The sequence below is a fragment of the Streptomyces sp. enrichment culture genome (assembly GCF_964272895.1).
GTDB lineage: Bacteria > Actinomycetota > Actinomycetes > Streptomycetales > Streptomycetaceae > Streptomyces.
In genome coordinates this window covers 5626732-5644463 of sequence record NZ_OZ186832.1, presented here as the reverse complement: position 1 = coordinate 5644463, position 17732 = coordinate 5626732, and the positions used below count along the sequence as shown (strand labels likewise).

The window sequence follows — 17732 nt, the reverse complement described above, 5'->3', positions numbered from 1 at the left end:
CGTTCCAGGTCACACGGCCGGTCAGCGTGGTGGGGTGGGCATGCCCCGGCTGTCGTAGAAGCGTCACGCAGCCGGTCGTCCTGCGCGCGTCACCCTCCCAGTTGCAGTCCGTCGGCCGCCTCCTCGACCATCGCGAGGCCGAGTCTGCTCACTCGTACGGAGAAGGGGGCGCCCGCGATCCTCAGTCCGGTGAGGCCGATCTCGCCGAGGGGGGCGCCGCGCAGGGGGCGCAGGGTGACCGTGCGGGCGGGGGCGTCGGGGCGGATGCCCGCGAGGGCGGTCAGCAGCAGGACACCGGAGGCCGCGGCCGTGGCGGCGGGGCGGCAGGCGGCCGGGTGGGGAAGCGGAGCGCCCGTGCCCGTGCGCTGCTCCCCCGCGTACATCTCCGGCAGTCGGTGGTCGAACGCCTCGGCCGCGGCCAGCAGACCCCGCAGCAGCGCGGCGGCTTCCTTCTCGTAGCCCGCGGCGGCGAGGCCGGCGACCGCCACCGCCGTCTCGTGGACGCGCACGGCTCCGGTGCGGTGGCCGAAAGGGTTGTAGCCGGGCTCTTTCGCGCCGAGCGTGCGCAGACCCCAGCCCGCGTCCCAGGCGGGACCGCCCAGCAGCCGGGCCAGCTGCTCGGTCTGCACCTTGCCGAGCAGTCCGTCGGCGAGCCGGCCGGAGCCGAGGAGACCGGTGTCCAGGAGGTGGGCGGCGGAGCTGCCCAGGTGGGGAATCAGGCGTCCGTCGGGGGCACGGGCCGCCGCGGGGCGGCCTCCGCCCCGGTCCTCCAGCCAGAACTCCTCCCGGAACGCCGTGCGCAACCTGTGGGCCCACTCCCTCAGCCCGTCACCGCCCGGTCTGCCGCAGGCGTCGAGGAGGTCGGCGCCCAGGAGCGCGGCCCGGTGGGCGTGGGCCTGGGTCTCGCAGCGCACGGGACCGCCGGGCTGCGGGTCGGGCAGGTAGACGCCGTCGCCGACGGTTCCGCGCAGCCAGCTCAGACAGCGTTCGGCCGCGGGCAGCAGTTCCTCCGTCTCCTGTTCGGGCAGGCCCCATCGGCGGGCCTCGGCCAGCAGCGTGGGGAACAGCAGTGTCGCCTCGGTGCCCGTGCAGCTCGGGGGCAGGTGCGCGCCCGCGTCCCGTCGCGGCCCCGGAATCATGCCCGACTGGGGGCCGAAACCGGCGAGCTGGGTGCGAGCGAGGCTGCGTAGGGTGCCCGCGGCCAGCCGGGTGCCGAGCGGCAGCGCCATGCGGGCGGCGGCCAGCGCCTCGGCCGGGGCGAGGCCGCAGCGCCAGGGAGCGCCGGCCGCCGCGTAGGTGTCGGAGGGGTGGACGGGGTCTCTGAGCAGAAGGGCCTGGAGGTCCTCGACGCTGGTGCGCAGCAGCGTCGTGATCCGCGGGTCGTCGCCGGTCGCCTGGGCGGCGGCGAGGGGGCTGGTCGCCGTACGCCCCACCGGTCGGGTGGCACCGGCGGCTTCCGCACGGACCCGTAGTTCCACGGCGCTGCTGCCGCCCGGAGGGATCGCCAGCTCCCAGCGCAGCAGTCCGGCGGAGGCCAGGGCGTCGGCGGGTGGCGGGTCCGCGGTGATCGCCGAGCCGCCGCCGGGGCCGGTCCAGCGCAGCCCCGAGGCGTGGACGCTGGCGGGGAGTTCGGGTCCGGCGCCACCGGCGACGATCGCGCCCAGGGCGGCGAGATCGGTGCCGAGTGCCACTTCGAGCGGCAGCCTCAGGGGGCGGGGGGCCGCGCTGTGCACCGTGATGCGCTCTCTGCCGTCGGCGTGACGGACCCGCTCGATCACCAGGTCCGGGTCGGGGCCGGCGTGCGGCGATGTGCGGAGCGTTCCCACGAAGCGGACGCTGTCGGCCGCGGTCATACGGGCCTGGACGGACAGGGGTTCGCGTCCGGCCACCCGGATCTGGCAGCGGGACAGCAGGCGCCGGCCCGCGTGGTAGACGCCTTCCAGCCCTTGGCCGGTCAGCTGCCCCTGGTCGGTGGAGACGGTGAGGCCGGGCAGGGCGACACACATCATCACGCGGTGTGCGGGGGGCAGTTCGGCCGGGACGCGGGGTGGGGGGAGGGTGCCGGGGGGCGGGGTGGAGGGGGGTGATGTCCGCAGGGGGGTGCGGGGCTTGTCCCGGCCGGGTGCCTTGTCGTGGGGCGCGTTTCGGCTGGGCGCCTTGCCGTGGGGCGCGTTTCGGCTGGGCGCGTCGCGGCTGGGCAGCCTGGCGTAGGGCGCATCCCAGCCGGGCGCCTTGCCGTCGGGTGCGTCCCAACCCGTTGCCTTGCCGTTAGGCGTGCCGGCCGTCCTGGCATAGGGCTCGTCACGCCCGGCCGCCCTGCCATAGGGCACATCCCGACCTGCGGGCATGCGAGGGTCGTCGGTCTCCTCAGCCGGGGTGTAGCGGCCCGCGCGGTCCGCCGGTCGTGGGACGGGGCTTCCCGCTGGGGCGGGACCACGGGTGGTGTAGCGGGCGTCGTCGGCGGAGGGCGGGGGCGGCTGATGCATGCGGCGGCTTCTCTGCGCGGGGTTCGCCTCGGGCGGGTCCGGTGGCGGGGGCTGGTTCCGGAAGGAAACGGGTGGGGCGGCGGTACGGCCTGATCGGCACCGCGTTCCGCCACTCAGGTGAACGGCGGCGGGCTTCCTCTGGTCACGCCTCGCGCGGGGTGCCGTAGCCGAATGGCGGCACAGTCGGGAACGGGCGCCGCCGACGGCCCTCCTGACCCACCGGGCCAAGGCCCGGTACCGGCCGTCGGCCTGTCGTCGGTGCCGGCTCACGAGTCGTCCTGCGCGGGGTCGTTCGCCGGCTGGGGCGGCGCGGAGGAACAGGTCCCCCGCCGTCGCACGGCCTCCTTGGCCGGGGTGCGGCGAGGCCGGGCACCGTCGGTTCGTACGGTTCCTGGCGCCGCGCCTCGCTTCCCGGTTGCCCTCGTCCCAGTAGCCCGCGTCCCTGCTGCGCGCGGACGGGACACTCGGGTGCCGCGCGCTGTGCGGGCCGCCGGCGCCCGACCGGGCGAGACCTTGGAGTCGGCACCCACACCGACACCGACACCGGCACCGACACCGGCACCGGAGTCGGCACCGGAGTCGGCATCAGCATCCGCCTCGGCGCGATCCCGAGCCGTATCCCCCTCAGTCCCGCCTTCCGGAGAAGCTCCGCCCTTCTCGGCCCCGCCCTTCTCGGCCCCGCCCTTCTCTGCTCCACTCTTCGCAGCCGTGCCCTCCTCAGTTCCGCAGTCCTGAGCACCGCGCCCCGACGCTTCCTGCCCCCGACCCGCGGCTGCCTGATCCCGATCCGAGCCCTCGCGATCCGCCCGTTCCGCTCGGAGGCAGCGGCGGAGCGACTCCGGGTCGAGGCCCTCGTTGCATGCCTGGTGCAGGAGGCGGGCGAAGAGGTAGCCGGGGTCGGCACCAAGGGCCATGGCGAGGGCTTCGCGGGCCTCCAGTTCGTCGCCGGTCGACCAGGCGACCCAGCCGGCGAGGGCCAGAGGGGCCGCGGCGTGTTCGCCGTAGGGGCCGACGCAGCGCCTGGCAAGGGCTCGCCAGAGCCGGAGGGCGGGCGCGGCCTCGTCGCCCTCCATCCACTCGGCGGCGCGGTCGCGGGTGAGGCGGTCCTGGAGGCCGAGGATCAACGTGGCGGCCTCGTCATGGGTGATCAGTTCGTCGTCGCGCAGGTCCGCGGTGAGCGTGCCGGAGACCGGCGGTGCCTCCTTGAGGCGGCGCATGACCCGGCGGGCCAGGTCCAGCGTCTCCTCGGCCACGGTCGCGCGGCTCGCCGTGTCGAGGATCCTCGGGACCAGGGCCATGCCCGCGGTGTCCAGGGCGACCTCCTGCTGGAGCGCGGCCGCGGTCTCCCAGGGCTGCAACCTGGCGTGGAGGTCCCGCAGGGTGCCGCGCACCTGGAGGCCGGCGTAGGTCGCGGCGGCCGCCAGCACCGAGGTGCCGGGCAGCCCCATGGGCCGGCCCTCGGGCGGGCAGCAGGACTCCTGGTCGCAGCAGTACGACCAGAAGCGGCCACCGGAGATGCACAGCGCCTCGATCACCGGCACGTCCAGCAGGCCGGACTCGACGCGCAGGTGTCGGGCCAGCGGACGCAGTCGGTCCATGACCTGACGGCCCGTCTCGCCCGCGCGGGGCTCCTGGCAGACGTAGACGACGATCTGCTCGGGCTTGGCGCCGCGCCGCTCGCTGCCCTTGATGAGGCCGTGCGCCAGTTGCCTCGCCGCCGAGGGCCAGTCCTCCTCGCTCGACGGGATGCCGAGCCGGGCCCGGCCGCCGAACCTGCCGCGCCCGTCCCGGTCGTGCAGGGCGGCCATCACGATGCTGTCCTCGGGCCGGTAGCCGAGGAGATAGGGAAGGGCGTCGGCCAGTTCGGCAGGGCCGCGCAGGGTGATCTGGTGGGAGCCTGGGTCCGCGGTCGTGACGGGCTGGGCGCGGTCCGCGGGCGGGGTGCTCCCGCCCGTGCCCCCTGCCGGAGCGTCGGGCCGGGTGTGTCCGACCCGCCCGGTGATGTCGTCGTTTCCGAAGGAACCAGTCGTTTCGCCGTGATTCGTCATGCGCAGACGATCTCGCGGATCCCAACTCTCCGCTCGACCCTGTGGATAACTCAGATCAGGGACACGTCACGAGACACCCACCAGCACCCGCACGAGACATCCCCCAGCGCCCGCGGCGGGCGCCCGGTGCCCCCTCCGGCTCCGGCCCCTGTGCCCCCTCTGGCCTCCCCCTCCGGCCTCGGTGCCCCTCCGGCCCCGGTGCCCCCTCAGCCACGAAGCCGCCCCCGACCGATCACCTCACCCCGCGGCCGCCAGCACCAGCGGAAGGACCCGCCCCGCCCCAGCCCTCCGCAGCAGCCGGGCGGCGACGGCCAGGGTCCAGCCGGAGTCCGTGTAGTCGTCGATCAGCAGAACCGGTCCCGGATTGTGCGCCAAGGCAGCCGCCAGGTCCTCCGGGACGGCAAGGGCTCCGGAGAGCGCCTTGAGGCGTTGCGCGGAGTTGCTGCGGCGTGCCGTGTGCGCGCCGCTCGATCCGGTGTACGCCAGTTCGCCCAGGTACGGCAGGCGGCCGACGTCGGCGATTCCCCGGGCGAGGGAGCCGACCAACCGCGGGCGCGTCAGGGACGGTACGGCGACGACTCCCACCGGTCGCGCGGAGGCGTCCGGGACGTCGGGCGCCCAGCCGCCCGGGGAGCGGGCCCAGTCGGCGAGGACGGCCACCGCGGCGCGTAGGACGTCGTCCGGGACGGGACCGTCGGGGGCGTTCTCGGCCAGCAGCGGGCGCAGCCGGTTGCCCCAGCCGATGTCGGACAGCCGTCCCAGGGCGCGCCCGGTGGAGCACTGCTCGCCCGCGGGGATACGGCCTTTGAGGTCGACGCCGAGGGCGGGCATCCCGGTGGGCCACATCCGGCGCGGCTCGATCTCCACACCGGGGCGGTCGAGCTCCTTGGCGGCCCCCGTCAGTGCCTCGGTGGAGACCGAGGTGTCGATCCAGGCTCCGGCGCAGTTGTCGCAGCGGCCGCACGGGGCCGCGCCCTCGTCGTCGAGCTGCCGCCGCAGGAACTCCATGCGGCACTGGGAGGTGTCGATGTACTCGCGCATGGCCTGCTGTTCGGCCGCCCGCTGGCGTGCCACCCAGGCGTAGCGCTGCGCGTCGTACGTCCAGGGCTGCCCGGTGCTCTCCCAGCCGCCCTTGACCCGCTTGACCGCGCCGTCCACGTCGAGGACCTTGAGCATCGTCTCCAGGCGTGTGCGGCGGAGGTCCACCGCCGCCTCCAGGGCGGGAACGGACAGCGGGCGTCCGGCGTCGGCGAGGGCCGCGAGGGTCTGCCGTACCTGCGCCTCGGGCGGGAAGGCCGTATCGGCGAAGTAGCGCCAGATCGCCTCGTCCTCCTTGCCGGGCAGCATGAGCACGTCGGCGTGTTCCACCCCGCGTCCGGCACGGCCCACCTGCTGGTAGTAGGCGATGGGGGACGACGGCGAGCCGAGGTGGACGACGAAGCCGAGGTCGGGCTTGTCGAAGCCCATGCCGAGCGCGGAGGTCGCCACCAGGGCCTTGACCCGGTTCTGCTGGAGGTCGGACTCGGCCTGGAGCCGGTCGGCGTTCTCCGTGCGACCGGTGTAGGAGGCCACCTGGAAGCCGCGCTGCCGCAGGAAGGCCGTCGCCTCCTCGGCCGCGGCGACGGTCAGGGCGTAGATGATCCCGGAGCCGGGCAGCTCGTCCAGGTGTTCGGCGAGCCAGGCCAGCCGGTGGGCGGCGTCGGGCAGCCGGACCACACCGAGCCGCAGGCTCTCCCGGTCCAGCGAACCGCGCAGCACCAGGGCCTCGGCGGCGCCGGTGCCCAGCTGTTCGGCGACATCGGCGGTCACGCGCGCGTTGGCGGTGGCCGTGGTGGCCAGGACCGGCACTCCGGGCGCCAGGTCGGCGAGCATGGCGCGCAGCCGGCGGTAGTCGGGGCGGAAGTCGTGGCCCCAGTCGGAGATGCAGTGGGCCTCGTCGACGACCAGCAGGCCGGTCGTGGCGGCGAGTTTGGGCAGCACCTGGTCCCGGAAGTCCACCGAGTTGAGGCGTTCCGGGCTGACGAGGAGGACGTCGGTCTCGCCGTGCTCGACCTCGGCGTAGATCGTGTCCCACTCCTCGGGGTTGGCCGAGTTGATGGTGCGTGCCCGGATGCCGGCGCGCTCGGCCGCCTCCACCTGGTTGCGCATGAGTGCCAGGAGGGGCGAAACGATCACGGTGGGGCCGGAGCCGCGTCGGCGCAGCAGTGCGGTGGCGACGAAGTACACCGCCGACTTGCCCCAGCCGGTGCGCTGTACCACCAGGGCTCGCCTGCGCTCCTCCACCAGGGCGGACACGGCCTGCCACTGGTCCTCGCGCAACCGCGCGGTGCCCTCCGGCGCGCCGACGAGCTCGGCGAGGATGGCGTCGGCTTCGGCTCGGAGCTCGCGGTTGTCCATGCCTCCATGCAACCCGATGGCGAGCACCGACGGCCAACTCACTCAGCGTGACGTTGACGGCGCCGTGAGGCAGCCACTGGAGGGGCGCCTTCGGCGGACTTGATTCTCACCGGAGCGCGCGCCCTGTGCGCGGTCGGATTTCCGTCGTCCGTCCGCGGTTTGCGCCGGCCCTTCGCAGAAGGCGCCGGGCGTGCCACAGTCATCCCGGCATCACCGGGAGACCCACGGGGTAGAGATATAAGACACGGATCGCCAGATAAAGGGCGGTGGCCCCAATTGCTCGTTGCCGCATCCAAGTTCGGCAGGAAGAATTGAGGTCCGCTCCCCGCACGGTTCGGCCGTGATCCGGAAGGGCTTCGCTGCGGTGCGCGCTCCCCCGAATCCGACCCCGCCCGCAGTGTGGGCGCGTAGCCGAAGGGAGGATCGTGACCTTCGGATTCGCTCCGTCTCCCACGGCATCGACGTCGACGTCCGCCGACCTGTCCACCGCTTCCGCCACTCGCGTGCTCGAACCCGCGGAGTGGGCCGCCGCCGGGATCCCCCTGCTGCGCAATCCCCGGGAGGTCGTCAGCGGCCTGCACGCCCGGCACCGTCCCGAGCCCGCGACCGCGATCGTGGCCGTCCTCGATCCCGACGAACGGCTGCGGGCCAGCGCCTCGTTCATCCGGCGGTCGGCTCCGGCCGACGGCTGGATGTTCCGCAACGCGCTGCTCGCCCAGCTGCGCCGGGTCATCCCGCACGACCTGCGCCGCCGCACGCCCGTGCGCACCGCCGTCCTGCTCTACTGCAGGGAGGGCGACGCCCGCTGGACCGAGGAGGACGGCGCCTGGATGTGGGGTCTGCGCGACGCCTGCACGCTGCACGGGCTGCGCTGCGGGGCGTACATCACCCTGACCCGCGACGGCTGGCAGGTGCTCGGCGAGGGCCGTGGCGGCCGCCGTCCCCACGCGGAGTCGGCACCGGAGCCGATCGGCGCCCTGGAGGTGCCCCCGCCGCCTCCACCGCTGCCGCGCACGGGCGGTGCGGCATCCGGCAGCCTGCGCCATGTGGCGGCGCGCTGAGGGGCAGGGCGAGGAGGGAGAGCCGCAGCGGCCGGGAGCCGCTTCGGTGAGCTACGGGGACTTGCGGTGCTGGGGTCCCCGATCGGCGGTTGTACGGGGATGCAGCAACGACACGTCGATCCGCGCCGGTACGGTGCTGTCGCGGCTGCACGTCGATCAGCGCCGGTACGTGGCTGTCGCGCCGGTACGTCGATCCGCGCCGGTACGTGGCTGCCGCGCAGGTACGTCGATCCGCGCCGGGCGCCCGCACACGGTACGTCGATCAGCTCGGCCCGGTAAGGGCCGCGCCCGGCCGCGCGTCGGCCGCGTAGTGGCCCCGCAACAGAACGGAGGCACGCGTGAGCGCGCCTCCGGTCATCCGCGTATCGGCCCCCCTGGCGGTGACCGCCGAGGCGGCGGCGTCATGGCCGCACCTCGTCCCCCCGGACCTCTCGGGCCAGGCTCAGACGCCCGCGCCCAGAACCGCGTTGATCTGCTGCGGGTCGCCACAGACGATCAGCAGGCCACCGGCCCGGTTGAGGGCCAGAGGCAGCGCCTGGGCGGCCACGGCGTCGGTGCCGCCGTTGATCGCGACCACGACGACCGGCCGGGACGCGGCACGGCCGGCGACAGCGGCGTCGGCGTAGAAGACGTCGTCACCCGCGTCGTGCTGAGCCCAGTAGGAGGTCTCCCCGAAGGACAGCTCGTGCGCTGCCCAGGGGTGCTGCTCGCCGGTGGTGATCACCAGCACGTCACCGGGGGCACGGCCCGAGTCCAGCAGCAGGTCCACGGCTTCCTCGGCGGCGTCGAGCGCGCCTTCGGCGGAGGCCGGGATCAGCTGGATCTGCGGCGTGGCCGGGGCCTTGCCGGAGGCTGCGGGGCCCGACGGTCCGGGCTTGGCCACGGCCGCGTCGCGCTGGGTGCGCTGAGCCGGCGGCGTGGGCCTGAGCGGCCCGGGGCGGCCGGGGCGCGGCGGCGCCACGGGGCGGGGGCCGGGTACGGGGCGGGGGGTCGGCGCGGTGCGGCCGCTGGCCGGAGTGGCGCGGGGACCCTGGGCACTCTCGTGAATCTGAGGCTCCTCGGGGATGAGAGGCATGAGCTGATGTTTATCAAACGTTGGTGCGGCTCGCGTCGGCGGGTGGCACGTGCATGCGAGCAGAACCGTCAGAAATCGAAGCCGAGCTGACCCTCGATTTCCGGAACGCTTCCGTCCGCCCAGCTGCGGGCCTTCTTGAGGTGCCGCCACTGGGGCAGCGCATCAAGATACGCCCATGACAGCCGGTGATGGGGGGTGGGTCCCCATTCCTGCAATGCGGCCTTGTGCACCGGGGACGGATACCCGGCGTTGTCCGCAAAACCGAAGTGTGCATGGTCGATACCCAGTTCGGCCATCATTTTGTCGCGCTGGACCTTGGCGATCACCGAAGCGGCGGCGACGGCCACACAGGAGCGGTCGCCCTTGATCACCGTGCGGACTCTCCACGGGGCGCCGAGATAGTCGTGCTTGCCGTCGAGGATGACCGCGTCGGGGACCACCGGCAGGGCGTTCAGCGCGCGCACCGCGGCGGTCCGCAGGGCGGCGGTCATCCCCAGGCTGTCGATCTCCTCGGGAGAGGCGTGCCCCAGGGCGTAGGACGTCACCCACTTCTGGAGTTCCTCGGCGAGCTCGGTCCGCCGCTTGACGGAGAGCAGTTTGGAGTCGGTGAGGCCCTCGGGGGGCCTGCGAAGACCGGTGATCGCCGCGCAGACGGTGACGGGGCCGGCCCAGGCTCCGCGCCCCACCTCGTCGACACCGGCGATGACCTTCGCTCCGGTCGTGGCTCGAAGGGAGCGCTCGACGGTGTGAGTAGGTGGTTCGTACGCCATGACGCCCTTAGCCTACGACGCCCGGAACCCTCCATGACACCCCGGTTTCCGCCAGGGGCACCGAGCGGAGCGGGAGCGGTCGTCAGCCGGCGTCGGGACGCAGCAGCGGCAGCATCAGGTGGTCGATGAGCTCCTCAAGATCCCGGTCGTTCCATTCGCTCGTGCACATCTTGGTCCGGTACATCATCATCGCTGGAATGGCGTCGTAGACGTAGCCGTTCGCGGCGTCGGCCCGCACCTCACCCCGCTCTATCCCCCTGGTGACGATCTCGCGGACGGCCCTGGTCATCGGCTCCACCACCGCCCCGATGATCAGGCCGTGGAAGCGCTCGACCTGCTGGGGGTCGCACTCGTGAATGACTGCTCGCAGGGCGTTGCCGGGGCGCGAGAACATCGCGTCGCGCGACTGCCGGCACAGGTCCAGCAGGTCCTCACGCACGCTCCCGCGGTCGGGCACGCTCTCCATCCGGGGCAGGCTCGCCTGGAGCGCGTCGGCGACCAGGTCCTCCTTGGAGGGCCAGCGCCGGTACACGGCGGCCTTGCCGGTCTGGGCGCCTGCGGCGACGCCCTCCATCGTGAGGCCGTTCCAGCCGACGGTGCTGAGTTGATCCAGGGCGGCTTCGAGGATCGCGCGTTCGAGCACCTCGCCGCGCCGACGGAGGGAGGCCGACCGAGCGGGGGCGGCCGTCCAGCGCGAGGTAACCATCGAGTCTTCTCCAGGGGAACGGAAGAGGGGGCGGGCTGCGGGGAGGGAGCCCGTGGCAACGGGGAGGCGCCACCCGAGGGCGACCGGGGAGACAGCACATCGAGGCGACCCAGTGAACGCTTGCGTTCACTAGCAGGCGCTCACTACCGTTGTCGTGACAGTGAACGTCATCGTTCACTAACGCACTTGTGGGGGACCCATAGTGACAACCTCTCAGTTGACTAAGAACCAGAAACCAGGTGCGCCACGCCGGGAGGGTCATCCCGGCATCGCACTCACCGTCATCGCGGCCTGCCAGCTCATGGTGGTCCTCGATGCGACGATTGTGAACATCGCACTCCCGCACATTCAAGATGCGCTCGAATTCAGCACGACCGACCTCACCTGGGTGATCAGCTCCTACACGCTCACCTTCGGCGGACTGCTGCTGCTCGGCGCGCGCGCCGGTGACATCCTCGGCCGCCGCCGGGTGTTCCTGGCGGGCATCCTGCTGTTCACCTTCGCCTCGCTGCTGGGCGGACTCGCCCAGGAGCCCTGGCAGTTGCTGGCGGCACGAGCCCTTCAGGGTGTGGGTGGTGCGATCGCCTCGCCCACGGCACTGGCACTGATCACCACCACCTTCCCCGAGGGTCCGGAACGCAACCGGGCCTTCGGAGTCTTCGCCGCGGTCTCCGCGGGCGGCGGCGCCGTCGGACTGCTCGCCGGCGGCATGCTCACCGAATGGCTCGACTGGCGATGGGTTCTCTTCGTCAACGTGCCGATCGGTGTGCTGATCGCGGTCCTGACACCGCTGTACATCGCCGAGTCCGAGCGGCACCCGGGCCGCTTCGACATCGCGGGCGCGCTGACCTCGACCCTCGGTATGGCCTCCCTCGTCTACGGCTTCATCCGCGCGGCTGAGGACGGCTGGGGGGACGGACTGGCCCTGGCCTCCTTCGGCGCGGCCCTGGTGCTGCTGCTGGCCTTCGTCGTCGTCGAGACCAAGGCCAAGGAGCCCATCACCCCGCTGAAGATGTTCAGCAACCGCAACCGCTCCGGCACGTACGTGATCATGCTGGGCGTGGCCGCGGCGATGTTCGGCATGTTCTTCTACATCGTGCTGTTCGTGCAGAACGTGCTGGACTACAGCCCGATCGAGGCCGGCCTCGCCTTCCTGCCGATCAGTGTCGCCATCGCGGTGGGAGCGGGGGTCTCCCAGCAGGGGCTGCCCAAAGTGGGCCCCAAGCCGTTCATGGTCATCGGCTCGGCGCTGGTGGTGTTCGGCCTGATCTGGCAGATCTTCATCGAGCCGGACAGCACGTACGTCGGCGGGGTGCTCGGTCCGATGCTGGTCTTCGGCTTCGGTATGGGCCTCATGTTCGTCTCGGTGACCGCGGCCTCGGTCTCCGGGGTCGCCCAGCACGAGGCGGGCGCCGCGTCCGGTCTGCTCAACGCCATGCAGCAGGTGGGCGGTTCGCTCGGCCTGTCCATCCTCACCACCGTGTTCAGCTCGGCCAGCACGGACGAGGCGAAGGACCAGATGCGGGACTTCATGGCCAACGGCACACCGCAGCAGAAGGCGGAGTTCGCGCAGACCCACCAGCTGCCGGCGCCCTGGGGGCACGAGGTGCTCGCCCACGGCATCTCCAGCGCCTTCATCCCGGCTGCCGCCATGGCCGCACTCGCCCTGGTCACCGCCATGTTCGTGATCCGGTTCGACAAGAGCGACCTGGATGCTCTCGCCGGCAAGCCCGGACCGATGGTCGGTTGACGGGAAGCAGACCGGTCCGGGCCGGGCAGCCCGCCCACGGGCGTCACGGGGGTACGTCCCTGGCTGCCGGCCCGGACCCCGCACGGCGTCGCCCGCCCGGCACGAACGGTGCGGGCGGGCGACGCCGTGCATCCGGTGAGCTACGGGCCGGGAGCACTCCGGTGAGCTTCGCCGGGAGGGCTCCGGGAGCTCCGCCCGTAGGGCCCGTGAGGGCCCTGAGCGCTGCGAGGAGGGACGCCGGGCGCGATCCGGGCGGGCGCGGCCCGCGCTGATCGTGCAGCCCCAGGGGCGAGCTCAGAGGCTAGCTCCGAGCCGGGCCCGGCCACGGCCCCGGCCACGGTCCTGGAACCACGCCCCCTACCGAGCGCCCGCGACCCACTCCGGCAACGCCTCCGTGCGCTCCACCCATGCCGAGGGCGGAGCCCCCGCCTTCCCCGCGCCGAGCACGCCGCCGACGATCGCGCAGGTGGTGTCCACGTCACCGCCGACCTGGGCCGTCGTCCAGAACGCCTCCTCGTAGTCACCGAGGCGGCGCGCGGCCGACCAGAGCGCGAACGGCACGGTGTCATGGGCCGAGGTGCGGCGCCCGCAGCCCAGTACGGCCGCGACGGTGGCGGCGTCACCGTAGTCGAGCATGTCCCGGGCCCGGCGCAGTCCGGCCCCGACCGCGCTCTTCGGCACGAGCGCGATGACGTCGTCGAGAAGGGACTCGGGGCTGGGCGGCCCGCTGGGCGCGGCGGCGAACGCGGCGGCCGCGGCCACCGCCATGGCGCCGACGACGGCCTCGCGGTGCTGGTGCGTGGGGTAGGCGGAGATCTCCGCCTGGTGGGTGGCCTGCTCGGGGTCGTCCGCGTACCAGGCGCCCAGAGGCGCGACACGCATCGCGGCGCCGTTGCCCCAGGACCCCTGTCCCTTGAAGAGCGCGGCGGACAGCTCGCGCCAGTCGCCACCCTCACGGATCAGCCGCAGCAGCCGGTTGACGGCGGGCCCGTAGCCCCGGTCGAAGTCGTGATGCTCGGCGAAGGACAGGGCCAGGGCGTCCTGGTCGATGCGGTGGTGGGTGGCCAGTACGGCGACCACGGAGCAGGCCATCTCCGTGTCGTCCGTCCACTGCCACGGTCCGGCCGGCAGCTCGCGCCGCTTGAGCAGCGGGTAGTTCACCGGCACGAAGAACTGTGAGCCCAGCGCGTCTCCCACCGCCAGTCCGCGCAGGCTCGCCAGGGCGCGCTCAAGGGGCCCGTAGGAAGAGGAATCAGCGGTCATCGCCCTGCCACTCTATCCAGTGATCACCGTACGACTCCGGATCTCGCCAGCGTTCGAATGGCCGGTCCAGCGTGTACTTGCCGTTGTCCCCGAGAACGAGCATCCGCATCTCTCCGTTCCCAGGATTGGACAGCGACTCGAATTCCGCGACCGTCCAGTGGAACCAGCGCATGCAGAACAGCCGCATGGCCAGGCCGTGGGTCACGATGAGCACGTTCGGCGGATGGTCGGGCGCCTCGAAGCTGCGGTACAGGCTCTCCAGGAAGCCACCGACACGGTCGTAGACATCGGCTCCGCTCTCCCCCTGCGCGAAGCGGTAGAAGAAGTGACCGTACGCGTCCCGGTATGCCTTCTGCAGCCGTACGTCGTCACGGTCCTGCCAGTTTCCCCAGTCCTGCTCGCGCAGCCGGGGTTCCTCACGGACGCGTATGAGCTCGGGGTCCAGATGGAAGGCGCGCAGGGTCTCGTGCGTCCGCCGGTAGGGCGAGACATAGACGCTGACCCGCTCGCGGCCGAACAGTTCCCGCAGGTCCTTGCCGGTCTCCTCGGCCTGCTGCCAGCCTCGCTCGGTCAGCGCGAGCGCGTGGTCGGGTTCTCGCTCGTACACGGAGTCGTCGACATTGCCGGTCGACTCGCCGTGCCGGACAAGGACGATGCGCCGTGGTCGTGCCATGCCGAAACCCTAGAGCGAGCGGGCCGAAACCGAGCACCCGTACGGGCTCCATACGGCGTAGCTCACACGATGCGCACATCAGTGGACCCACCGTGCGCACGTGTCCCATGGGGGCGCATCACACCGTCCAGGTGGGCTCCAGCTCCACGATGTCGCCGGTGAGGGCCGCTATGTCGGCCTCGGTCTGGGCACGCAGGGCGAGTCGCTCCACCCGCTCGGTGCGGTACTTGCCGTGCTCGGCGGCGGACCGCCACATCGACAGGACCATGAACTCGTTCCCCGGCGCCTCGGCGAACAGGCCGCGGATCATGCCGGGCGAGCCGGCCATGGCCGGGTTCCAGACCTTCTCCTGCATCAGGGTGAAGTTGTCGACCCGGTTCTCGTGGACCCGGCACAGGGCGACCCTGATGAGGTCCGCGTCGGCGAAGCGCGGCTCGAAGCCGGTCTTCACATCGAAACGGTATTCGAACAGCCTGACCTGGGCGTCCTTGAAGGTGCCGACCTGGGCCGCCGCCAGCCGGTCGTGCGAGCGCGCCATGAAGGAGTCGTAGAAGGCCCGGCTCTCCCAGAACGCGAAGACATGGGCGACCGACGGCCGTATCCGGCTCCAGCCGCCGCCCTGTCCGCGAAAACCCGGCTCCCCGGGCAGCCCCGCCCATTTCCGCTGCCCCCGCTCGAAACCGCGGCGGTCCACCACGGTGCAGCGAATCCACTTGACCAGCACCGCGCCATGGTAAGGCCACGGAGCGTGGCGGGGACGGCCGTCGGACAGACGGGCGCCCGGCATCGGCACGCGCGCGCGTGGCAGGATGGCAACCGGCCTCAGACGCATGACAGTTGGCCCACGGACGCAGGGGGAAGGGGAGTCTGGTGAACGACCTCATCAAGGGCATCCACAAGGTCGAGGTGGCCCTGAAGTGGGATCCGAGCCCGGCGGGGCAGCCGCCCACGGACCTGGACCTCGTGGCCGCGACCTATCTGCGCGACGCGCCCTACGGCGAACCCGCCTACGTCGTGCACTTCGACAGCCGCTCCCCCGACGGCACCATCCACCTCAACCGGGACAGCAAGGACGGCAAGGGCTTCGGCTGGGACGAGGTCATGATCCTGGAGCTGGACCGGCTGGACGCCCGCTACGCGCGCGTGGTGGTCGGTGTCGTCGTCCAGCAGCGCCCGGCGCGGCGGACGTTCGTGAGCGTCGCCAATCCGGGCCTGCGGATCCGGGAGGGGTACACGGACCTCGCCCAGGACGACTTCGCCGCCGTCGCGCAGTCGACCGCCGCGACGGTCGCGGAGTTCGTCCGCGACGAGGCCGGCAACTGGGACTTCCAGCCCGGCGTGCGCGGCTTCGAGGACGACCCGGCGACCTTCGAGCGGACCATGGGGGCGGCCGGCCGCCCCTGATCCTCATCCCGCGTACGGCGCCACGACGGCGAGGGTCCCCGCAAGGCCCTCCAGGACGGCCTCCCGGTGGGTGAGCGTGCGCGGTGGCTCGTCGGTGTGACGGGTCCGCACGCCGCGGTCGGCGAGGAGGTACAGCATCCGCAGGGTGCGCATGGTGTTGGAGGCCCAGGCCGGCACCGGCCCCGGCGCGCCGGTCCGGAAGGCCCGTTCCACCGGGCCGAGCCATGCGGTGGACGTCTCCGCGTCGAGGCCGGGGTGGCTCAGGACCTGCGCCAGGGCATAGGCCAGCCGGTCGTCCTCCTGGGCGTCGAAGACGTGCTCCGTGGGTGCCAGCAACCGCGCGACCGCGAGGTCGGCGAGCCGCGCGGGATCCTGCCCCGGCTGCCGGGCCAGCGCCGCCAGCAGGTCGGCGCCGTGCGCGGCCGCGTGCAGCCAGCCCAGCTCGGCGTCATGGCCGCGCAGGTCCCGCTCGGCCGGGTACCAGTCCGCGAAGGGACGCCACCACTCCTCCCGCCAGCCGCCGGTCTCGGCGATCCGCGCCAGCACCAGCGGCGCGAAGGAACGCGCCTGCACTTCAGGATGGCCGAAGTGCCCAGTCACCCGCTCCCCGAGCTCCCCCCGCTCGTCGTCCGTGAGTACGGGTATCCAGCGCGCGGCGGCCGCATAGGCGCCGTCGTCGCGGATCCGGGGGTCCTGCGCCCGCAGGTCCTCGACGAGCGTCAAAAGAGCGGCGGCGCGGGGTGCGCCGGTGAGCGCGCGGATGTCACCGTCGTACCGCAGTGAGGAAGGCATGCGCGGAGACTACGGCGAACGCGCCCACGCGCGCGTTGACCCACGAGAGGCACACACACGCGCGTGGCCGTCCCGCAAGCCGGCGCCCCTCTCAGTCCGGCCGTCGGTCGGGGAACGCACGCAGGCGCAGCTGCGGCGCCCGGTGGTCCGCGAGCCACCGCATGCGGTCGTCCTCGGCGGCCAGACCGGCACGTGCCGTCCGGGTCCACTCCTCCCGGTCGAGCACCGAGAGGTACGTCGCCCGGAGCGCCTGCTGCTGCTCCGCCGTGCACCCGGCGGCCTCGGGTGGCCGTGCGGTCAGGTGTTCGGCGAGCAGTGCGTTCGTGAAGTACCGCCCGATTGTCGGGGGGAGCGCGCCGGTATGGCGGGCGTGAGCTTCCAGGACCGCCGGCGCATGGGGGTAGCGAGCGAGGGTGAGCCCCATACCGTCGCAGTCGCTCATCAGGTGCAGGAGCCGACCGACGTGGTCGACCATCTCGCTGTCCGTGCCGAGGTCTGCGAGCGCCTCATGGAGTTCGGCGACCGTGGCGACCGTGCCGGCGAAGTAGCCGTTGAGGAGGTCGCCGTCACAGGCTCGGCGCAGCAGCCATGGCCGGATCGGCGGGTCGTCCAGTCGGCAGAGGGTTTCCACGACGTAGACGCGTCCCCAGCCGGTGACGCGCTCGGCGAGCCACAGCAGGGCCTCGGCTCCTGCGGGCTGCCTCTGGAGAGTGTGCGCCACCAAGGGTCCGAAGCGGTGCGAGAGCAGTCCGATCGTCTGAAGCAACGGGATGTCGTCGGGCGTTCCCACGACAGCGAGCAGGGCGACCCCCACCGTGACCGAGCATCGATCGGTCCCGTGCCGGACGAGCCAGCGACCCGTCCGGCGAACGCGTTCTCCGTCCGCCCGCCGAGCCGCGGCGGCGATGTGCTCGTCGGGGTGAAGGGGGATGCGGACGTCGTGAAAGGCGTCGGCCAGTTCACCGGGGAGGGCGGAGGGCCGCGCGAAATGCGCGTCCAGGAGGAGCGCCACGTCCTTGCCGGCCGAGTGCCGGTCCTCGGGCGGCTTCGGGCGTCGCCGACGGCGACGGTGCGAGTCGTCGTCGGGATACGGTTCCCCGTTGCGCGGAAGGGGCTTGTCCGGGGTGAGCCGGTGCAGCCGGAGCGCGTGGTCGAACAGCGTTGTCGGTGAGCCGGGCCGTGGGGTCCCGGGCGTCTCGCTCATCGGCGGACGGTGGACTCGATTCTCTTGATCATGGGTCGGAGCATCCCACGCGGGAGGTGACCGCAAGCCCTCGACCCGGCGGCGGGCAGCGGCACGACGAAGG

14 protein-coding genes are annotated in these 17732 nt (G+C 72.7%); 3 read left to right on the top strand and 11 right to left on the bottom strand.

Going from position 1 to position 17732, the window contains the following annotated elements; genetic code table 11:
• Positions 1-89: 89 nt before the first annotated feature.
• The 3 genes from ACSU6M_RS25490 to ACSU6M_RS25480 form a co-directional block, all read right to left on the bottom strand.
• Positions 90-2006 (bottom strand): glycogen debranching N-terminal domain-containing protein, encoded by a 1917-nt coding sequence (locus ACSU6M_RS25490; RefSeq protein WP_437075336.1) that lies wholly within the window; start codon positions 2004-2006, stop codon positions 90-92.
• Positions 2007-2752: 746 nt separating this feature from the next.
• Positions 2753-4534: a DUF4192 domain-containing protein gene (locus ACSU6M_RS25485; RefSeq protein ID WP_437072594.1), complete on the bottom strand. Its 1782-nt coding sequence runs from the start codon at positions 4532-4534 to the stop codon at positions 2753-2755.
• A 237-nt stretch (positions 4535-4771) separates the two neighbouring features.
• On the bottom strand, positions 4772-6931 hold the full coding sequence (locus ACSU6M_RS25480; protein WP_437072592.1) for a RecQ family ATP-dependent DNA helicase: 2160 nt from the start codon (positions 6929-6931) through the stop codon (positions 4772-4774).
• Positions 6932-7356: 425 nt separating this feature from the next.
• On the opposite strand from ACSU6M_RS25480, the gene ACSU6M_RS25475 reads away from it, so the two are divergent.
• Entirely contained in the window at positions 7357-7992 is a 636-nt protein-coding gene (locus tag ACSU6M_RS25475) for a hypothetical protein (protein WP_437072591.1), read from the top strand.
• A 442-nt stretch (positions 7993-8434) separates the two neighbouring features.
• Here ACSU6M_RS25475 and ACSU6M_RS25470 read toward each other — a convergent pair whose 3' ends face one another.
• The 3 genes from ACSU6M_RS25470 to ACSU6M_RS25460 all read right to left on the bottom strand — a co-directional run bounded on the left by ACSU6M_RS25470 (position 8435) and on the right by ACSU6M_RS25460 (position 10543).
• Positions 8435-9067: a hypothetical protein gene (locus tag ACSU6M_RS25470; RefSeq protein ID WP_437072589.1), complete on the bottom strand. Its 633-nt coding sequence runs from the start codon at positions 9065-9067 to the stop codon at positions 8435-8437.
• A 68-nt stretch (positions 9068-9135) separates the two neighbouring features.
• Positions 9136-9837 carry a ribonuclease HII gene (locus tag ACSU6M_RS25465; protein WP_437072588.1) on the bottom strand — a complete coding sequence of 234 codons (702 nt, stop codon included), beginning with the start codon at positions 9835-9837 and terminating at the stop codon, positions 9136-9138.
• An 82-nt stretch (positions 9838-9919) separates the two neighbouring features.
• Positions 9920-10543 carry a TetR/AcrR family transcriptional regulator gene (locus ACSU6M_RS25460; RefSeq protein ID WP_437072586.1) on the bottom strand — a complete coding sequence of 208 codons (624 nt, stop codon included), beginning with the start codon at positions 10541-10543 and terminating at the stop codon, positions 9920-9922.
• Between the two features lie 202 nt (positions 10544-10745).
• Here ACSU6M_RS25460 and ACSU6M_RS25455 point away from each other — a divergent pair, with 202 nt between their 5' ends.
• Positions 10746-12293, top strand: coding sequence for an MFS transporter (locus ACSU6M_RS25455; protein ID WP_437072584.1), 1548 nt, complete (start codon positions 10746-10748; stop codon positions 12291-12293).
• Between the two features lie 357 nt (positions 12294-12650).
• Here the strand turns inward: ACSU6M_RS25455 and ACSU6M_RS25450 are convergent, their stop codons facing one another.
• From ACSU6M_RS25450 to ACSU6M_RS25440, 3 genes are all read right to left on the bottom strand, one after another.
• Positions 12651-13556, bottom strand: coding sequence for an ADP-ribosylglycohydrolase family protein (locus tag ACSU6M_RS25450; protein ID WP_437072583.1), 906 nt, complete (start codon positions 13554-13556; stop codon positions 12651-12653).
• Positions 13546-14229 carry a histidine phosphatase family protein gene (locus ACSU6M_RS25445; RefSeq protein WP_437072581.1) on the bottom strand — a complete coding sequence of 228 codons (684 nt, stop codon included), beginning with the start codon at positions 14227-14229 and terminating at the stop codon, positions 13546-13548. The genes ACSU6M_RS25450 and ACSU6M_RS25445 overlap by 11 nt, the downstream gene beginning before the upstream one ends.
• Positions 14230-14347: 118 nt before the next feature.
• Entirely contained in the window at positions 14348-14953 is a 606-nt protein-coding gene (locus tag ACSU6M_RS25440; RefSeq protein ID WP_437072580.1) for a YdbC family protein, read from the bottom strand.
• A gap of 146 nt (positions 14954-15099) precedes the next feature.
• Between ACSU6M_RS25440 and ACSU6M_RS25435 the strand changes: the two genes are divergently transcribed.
• Positions 15100-15633 (top strand): TerD family protein, encoded by a 534-nt coding sequence (locus ACSU6M_RS25435; protein WP_437072579.1) that lies wholly within the window; start codon positions 15100-15102, stop codon positions 15631-15633.
• A gap of 3 nt (positions 15634-15636) precedes the next feature.
• On the opposite strand, the gene ACSU6M_RS25430 is transcribed toward ACSU6M_RS25435, so the two are convergent.
• Both ACSU6M_RS25430 and ACSU6M_RS25425 read right to left on the bottom strand, forming a co-directional pair.
• Positions 15637-16425, bottom strand: coding sequence for a DUF2785 domain-containing protein (locus ACSU6M_RS25430; RefSeq protein ID WP_437072577.1), 789 nt, complete (start codon positions 16423-16425; stop codon positions 15637-15639).
• Between the two features lie 91 nt (positions 16426-16516).
• Positions 16517-17629, bottom strand: coding sequence for a hypothetical protein (locus ACSU6M_RS25425; RefSeq protein ID WP_437072575.1), 1113 nt, complete (start codon positions 17627-17629; stop codon positions 16517-16519).
• Positions 17630-17732 lie beyond the last annotated feature (103 nt).

Bases quoted from the DNA above. Each gene is read 5' to 3' on its own strand.
- ACSU6M_RS25450 (WP_437072583.1), bottom strand. From the start codon at position 13,556: ATGACCGCTGATTCCTCTTCCTACGGGCCCCTTGAGCGCGCCCTGGCG.
- ACSU6M_RS25480 (WP_437072592.1), bottom strand. From the start codon at position 6,931: ATGGACAACCGCGAGCTCCGAGCCGAAGCCGACGCCATCCTCGCCGAG.
- ACSU6M_RS25445 (WP_437072581.1), bottom strand. From the start codon at position 14,229: ATGGCACGACCACGGCGCATCGTCCTTGTCCGGCACGGCGAGTCGACC.
- ACSU6M_RS25465 (WP_437072588.1), bottom strand. From the start codon at position 9,837: ATGGCGTACGAACCACCTACTCACACCGTCGAGCGCTCCCTTCGAGCC.
- ACSU6M_RS25425 (WP_437072575.1), bottom strand. From the start codon at position 17,629: ATGAGCGAGACGCCCGGGACCCCACGGCCCGGCTCACCGACAACGCTG.
- ACSU6M_RS25490 (WP_437075336.1), bottom strand. From the start codon at position 2,006: ATGTGTGTCGCCCTGCCCGGCCTCACCGTCTCCACCGACCAGGGGCAG.
- ACSU6M_RS25470 (WP_437072589.1), bottom strand. From the start codon at position 9,067: ATGCCTCTCATCCCCGAGGAGCCTCAGATTCACGAGAGTGCCCAGGGT.
- ACSU6M_RS25460 (WP_437072586.1), bottom strand. From the start codon at position 10,543: ATGGTTACCTCGCGCTGGACGGCCGCCCCCGCTCGGTCGGCCTCCCTC.
- ACSU6M_RS25430 (WP_437072577.1), bottom strand. From the start codon at position 16,425: ATGCCTTCCTCACTGCGGTACGACGGTGACATCCGCGCGCTCACCGGC.
- ACSU6M_RS25485 (WP_437072594.1), bottom strand. From the start codon at position 4,534: ATGACGAATCACGGCGAAACGACTGGTTCCTTCGGAAACGACGACATC.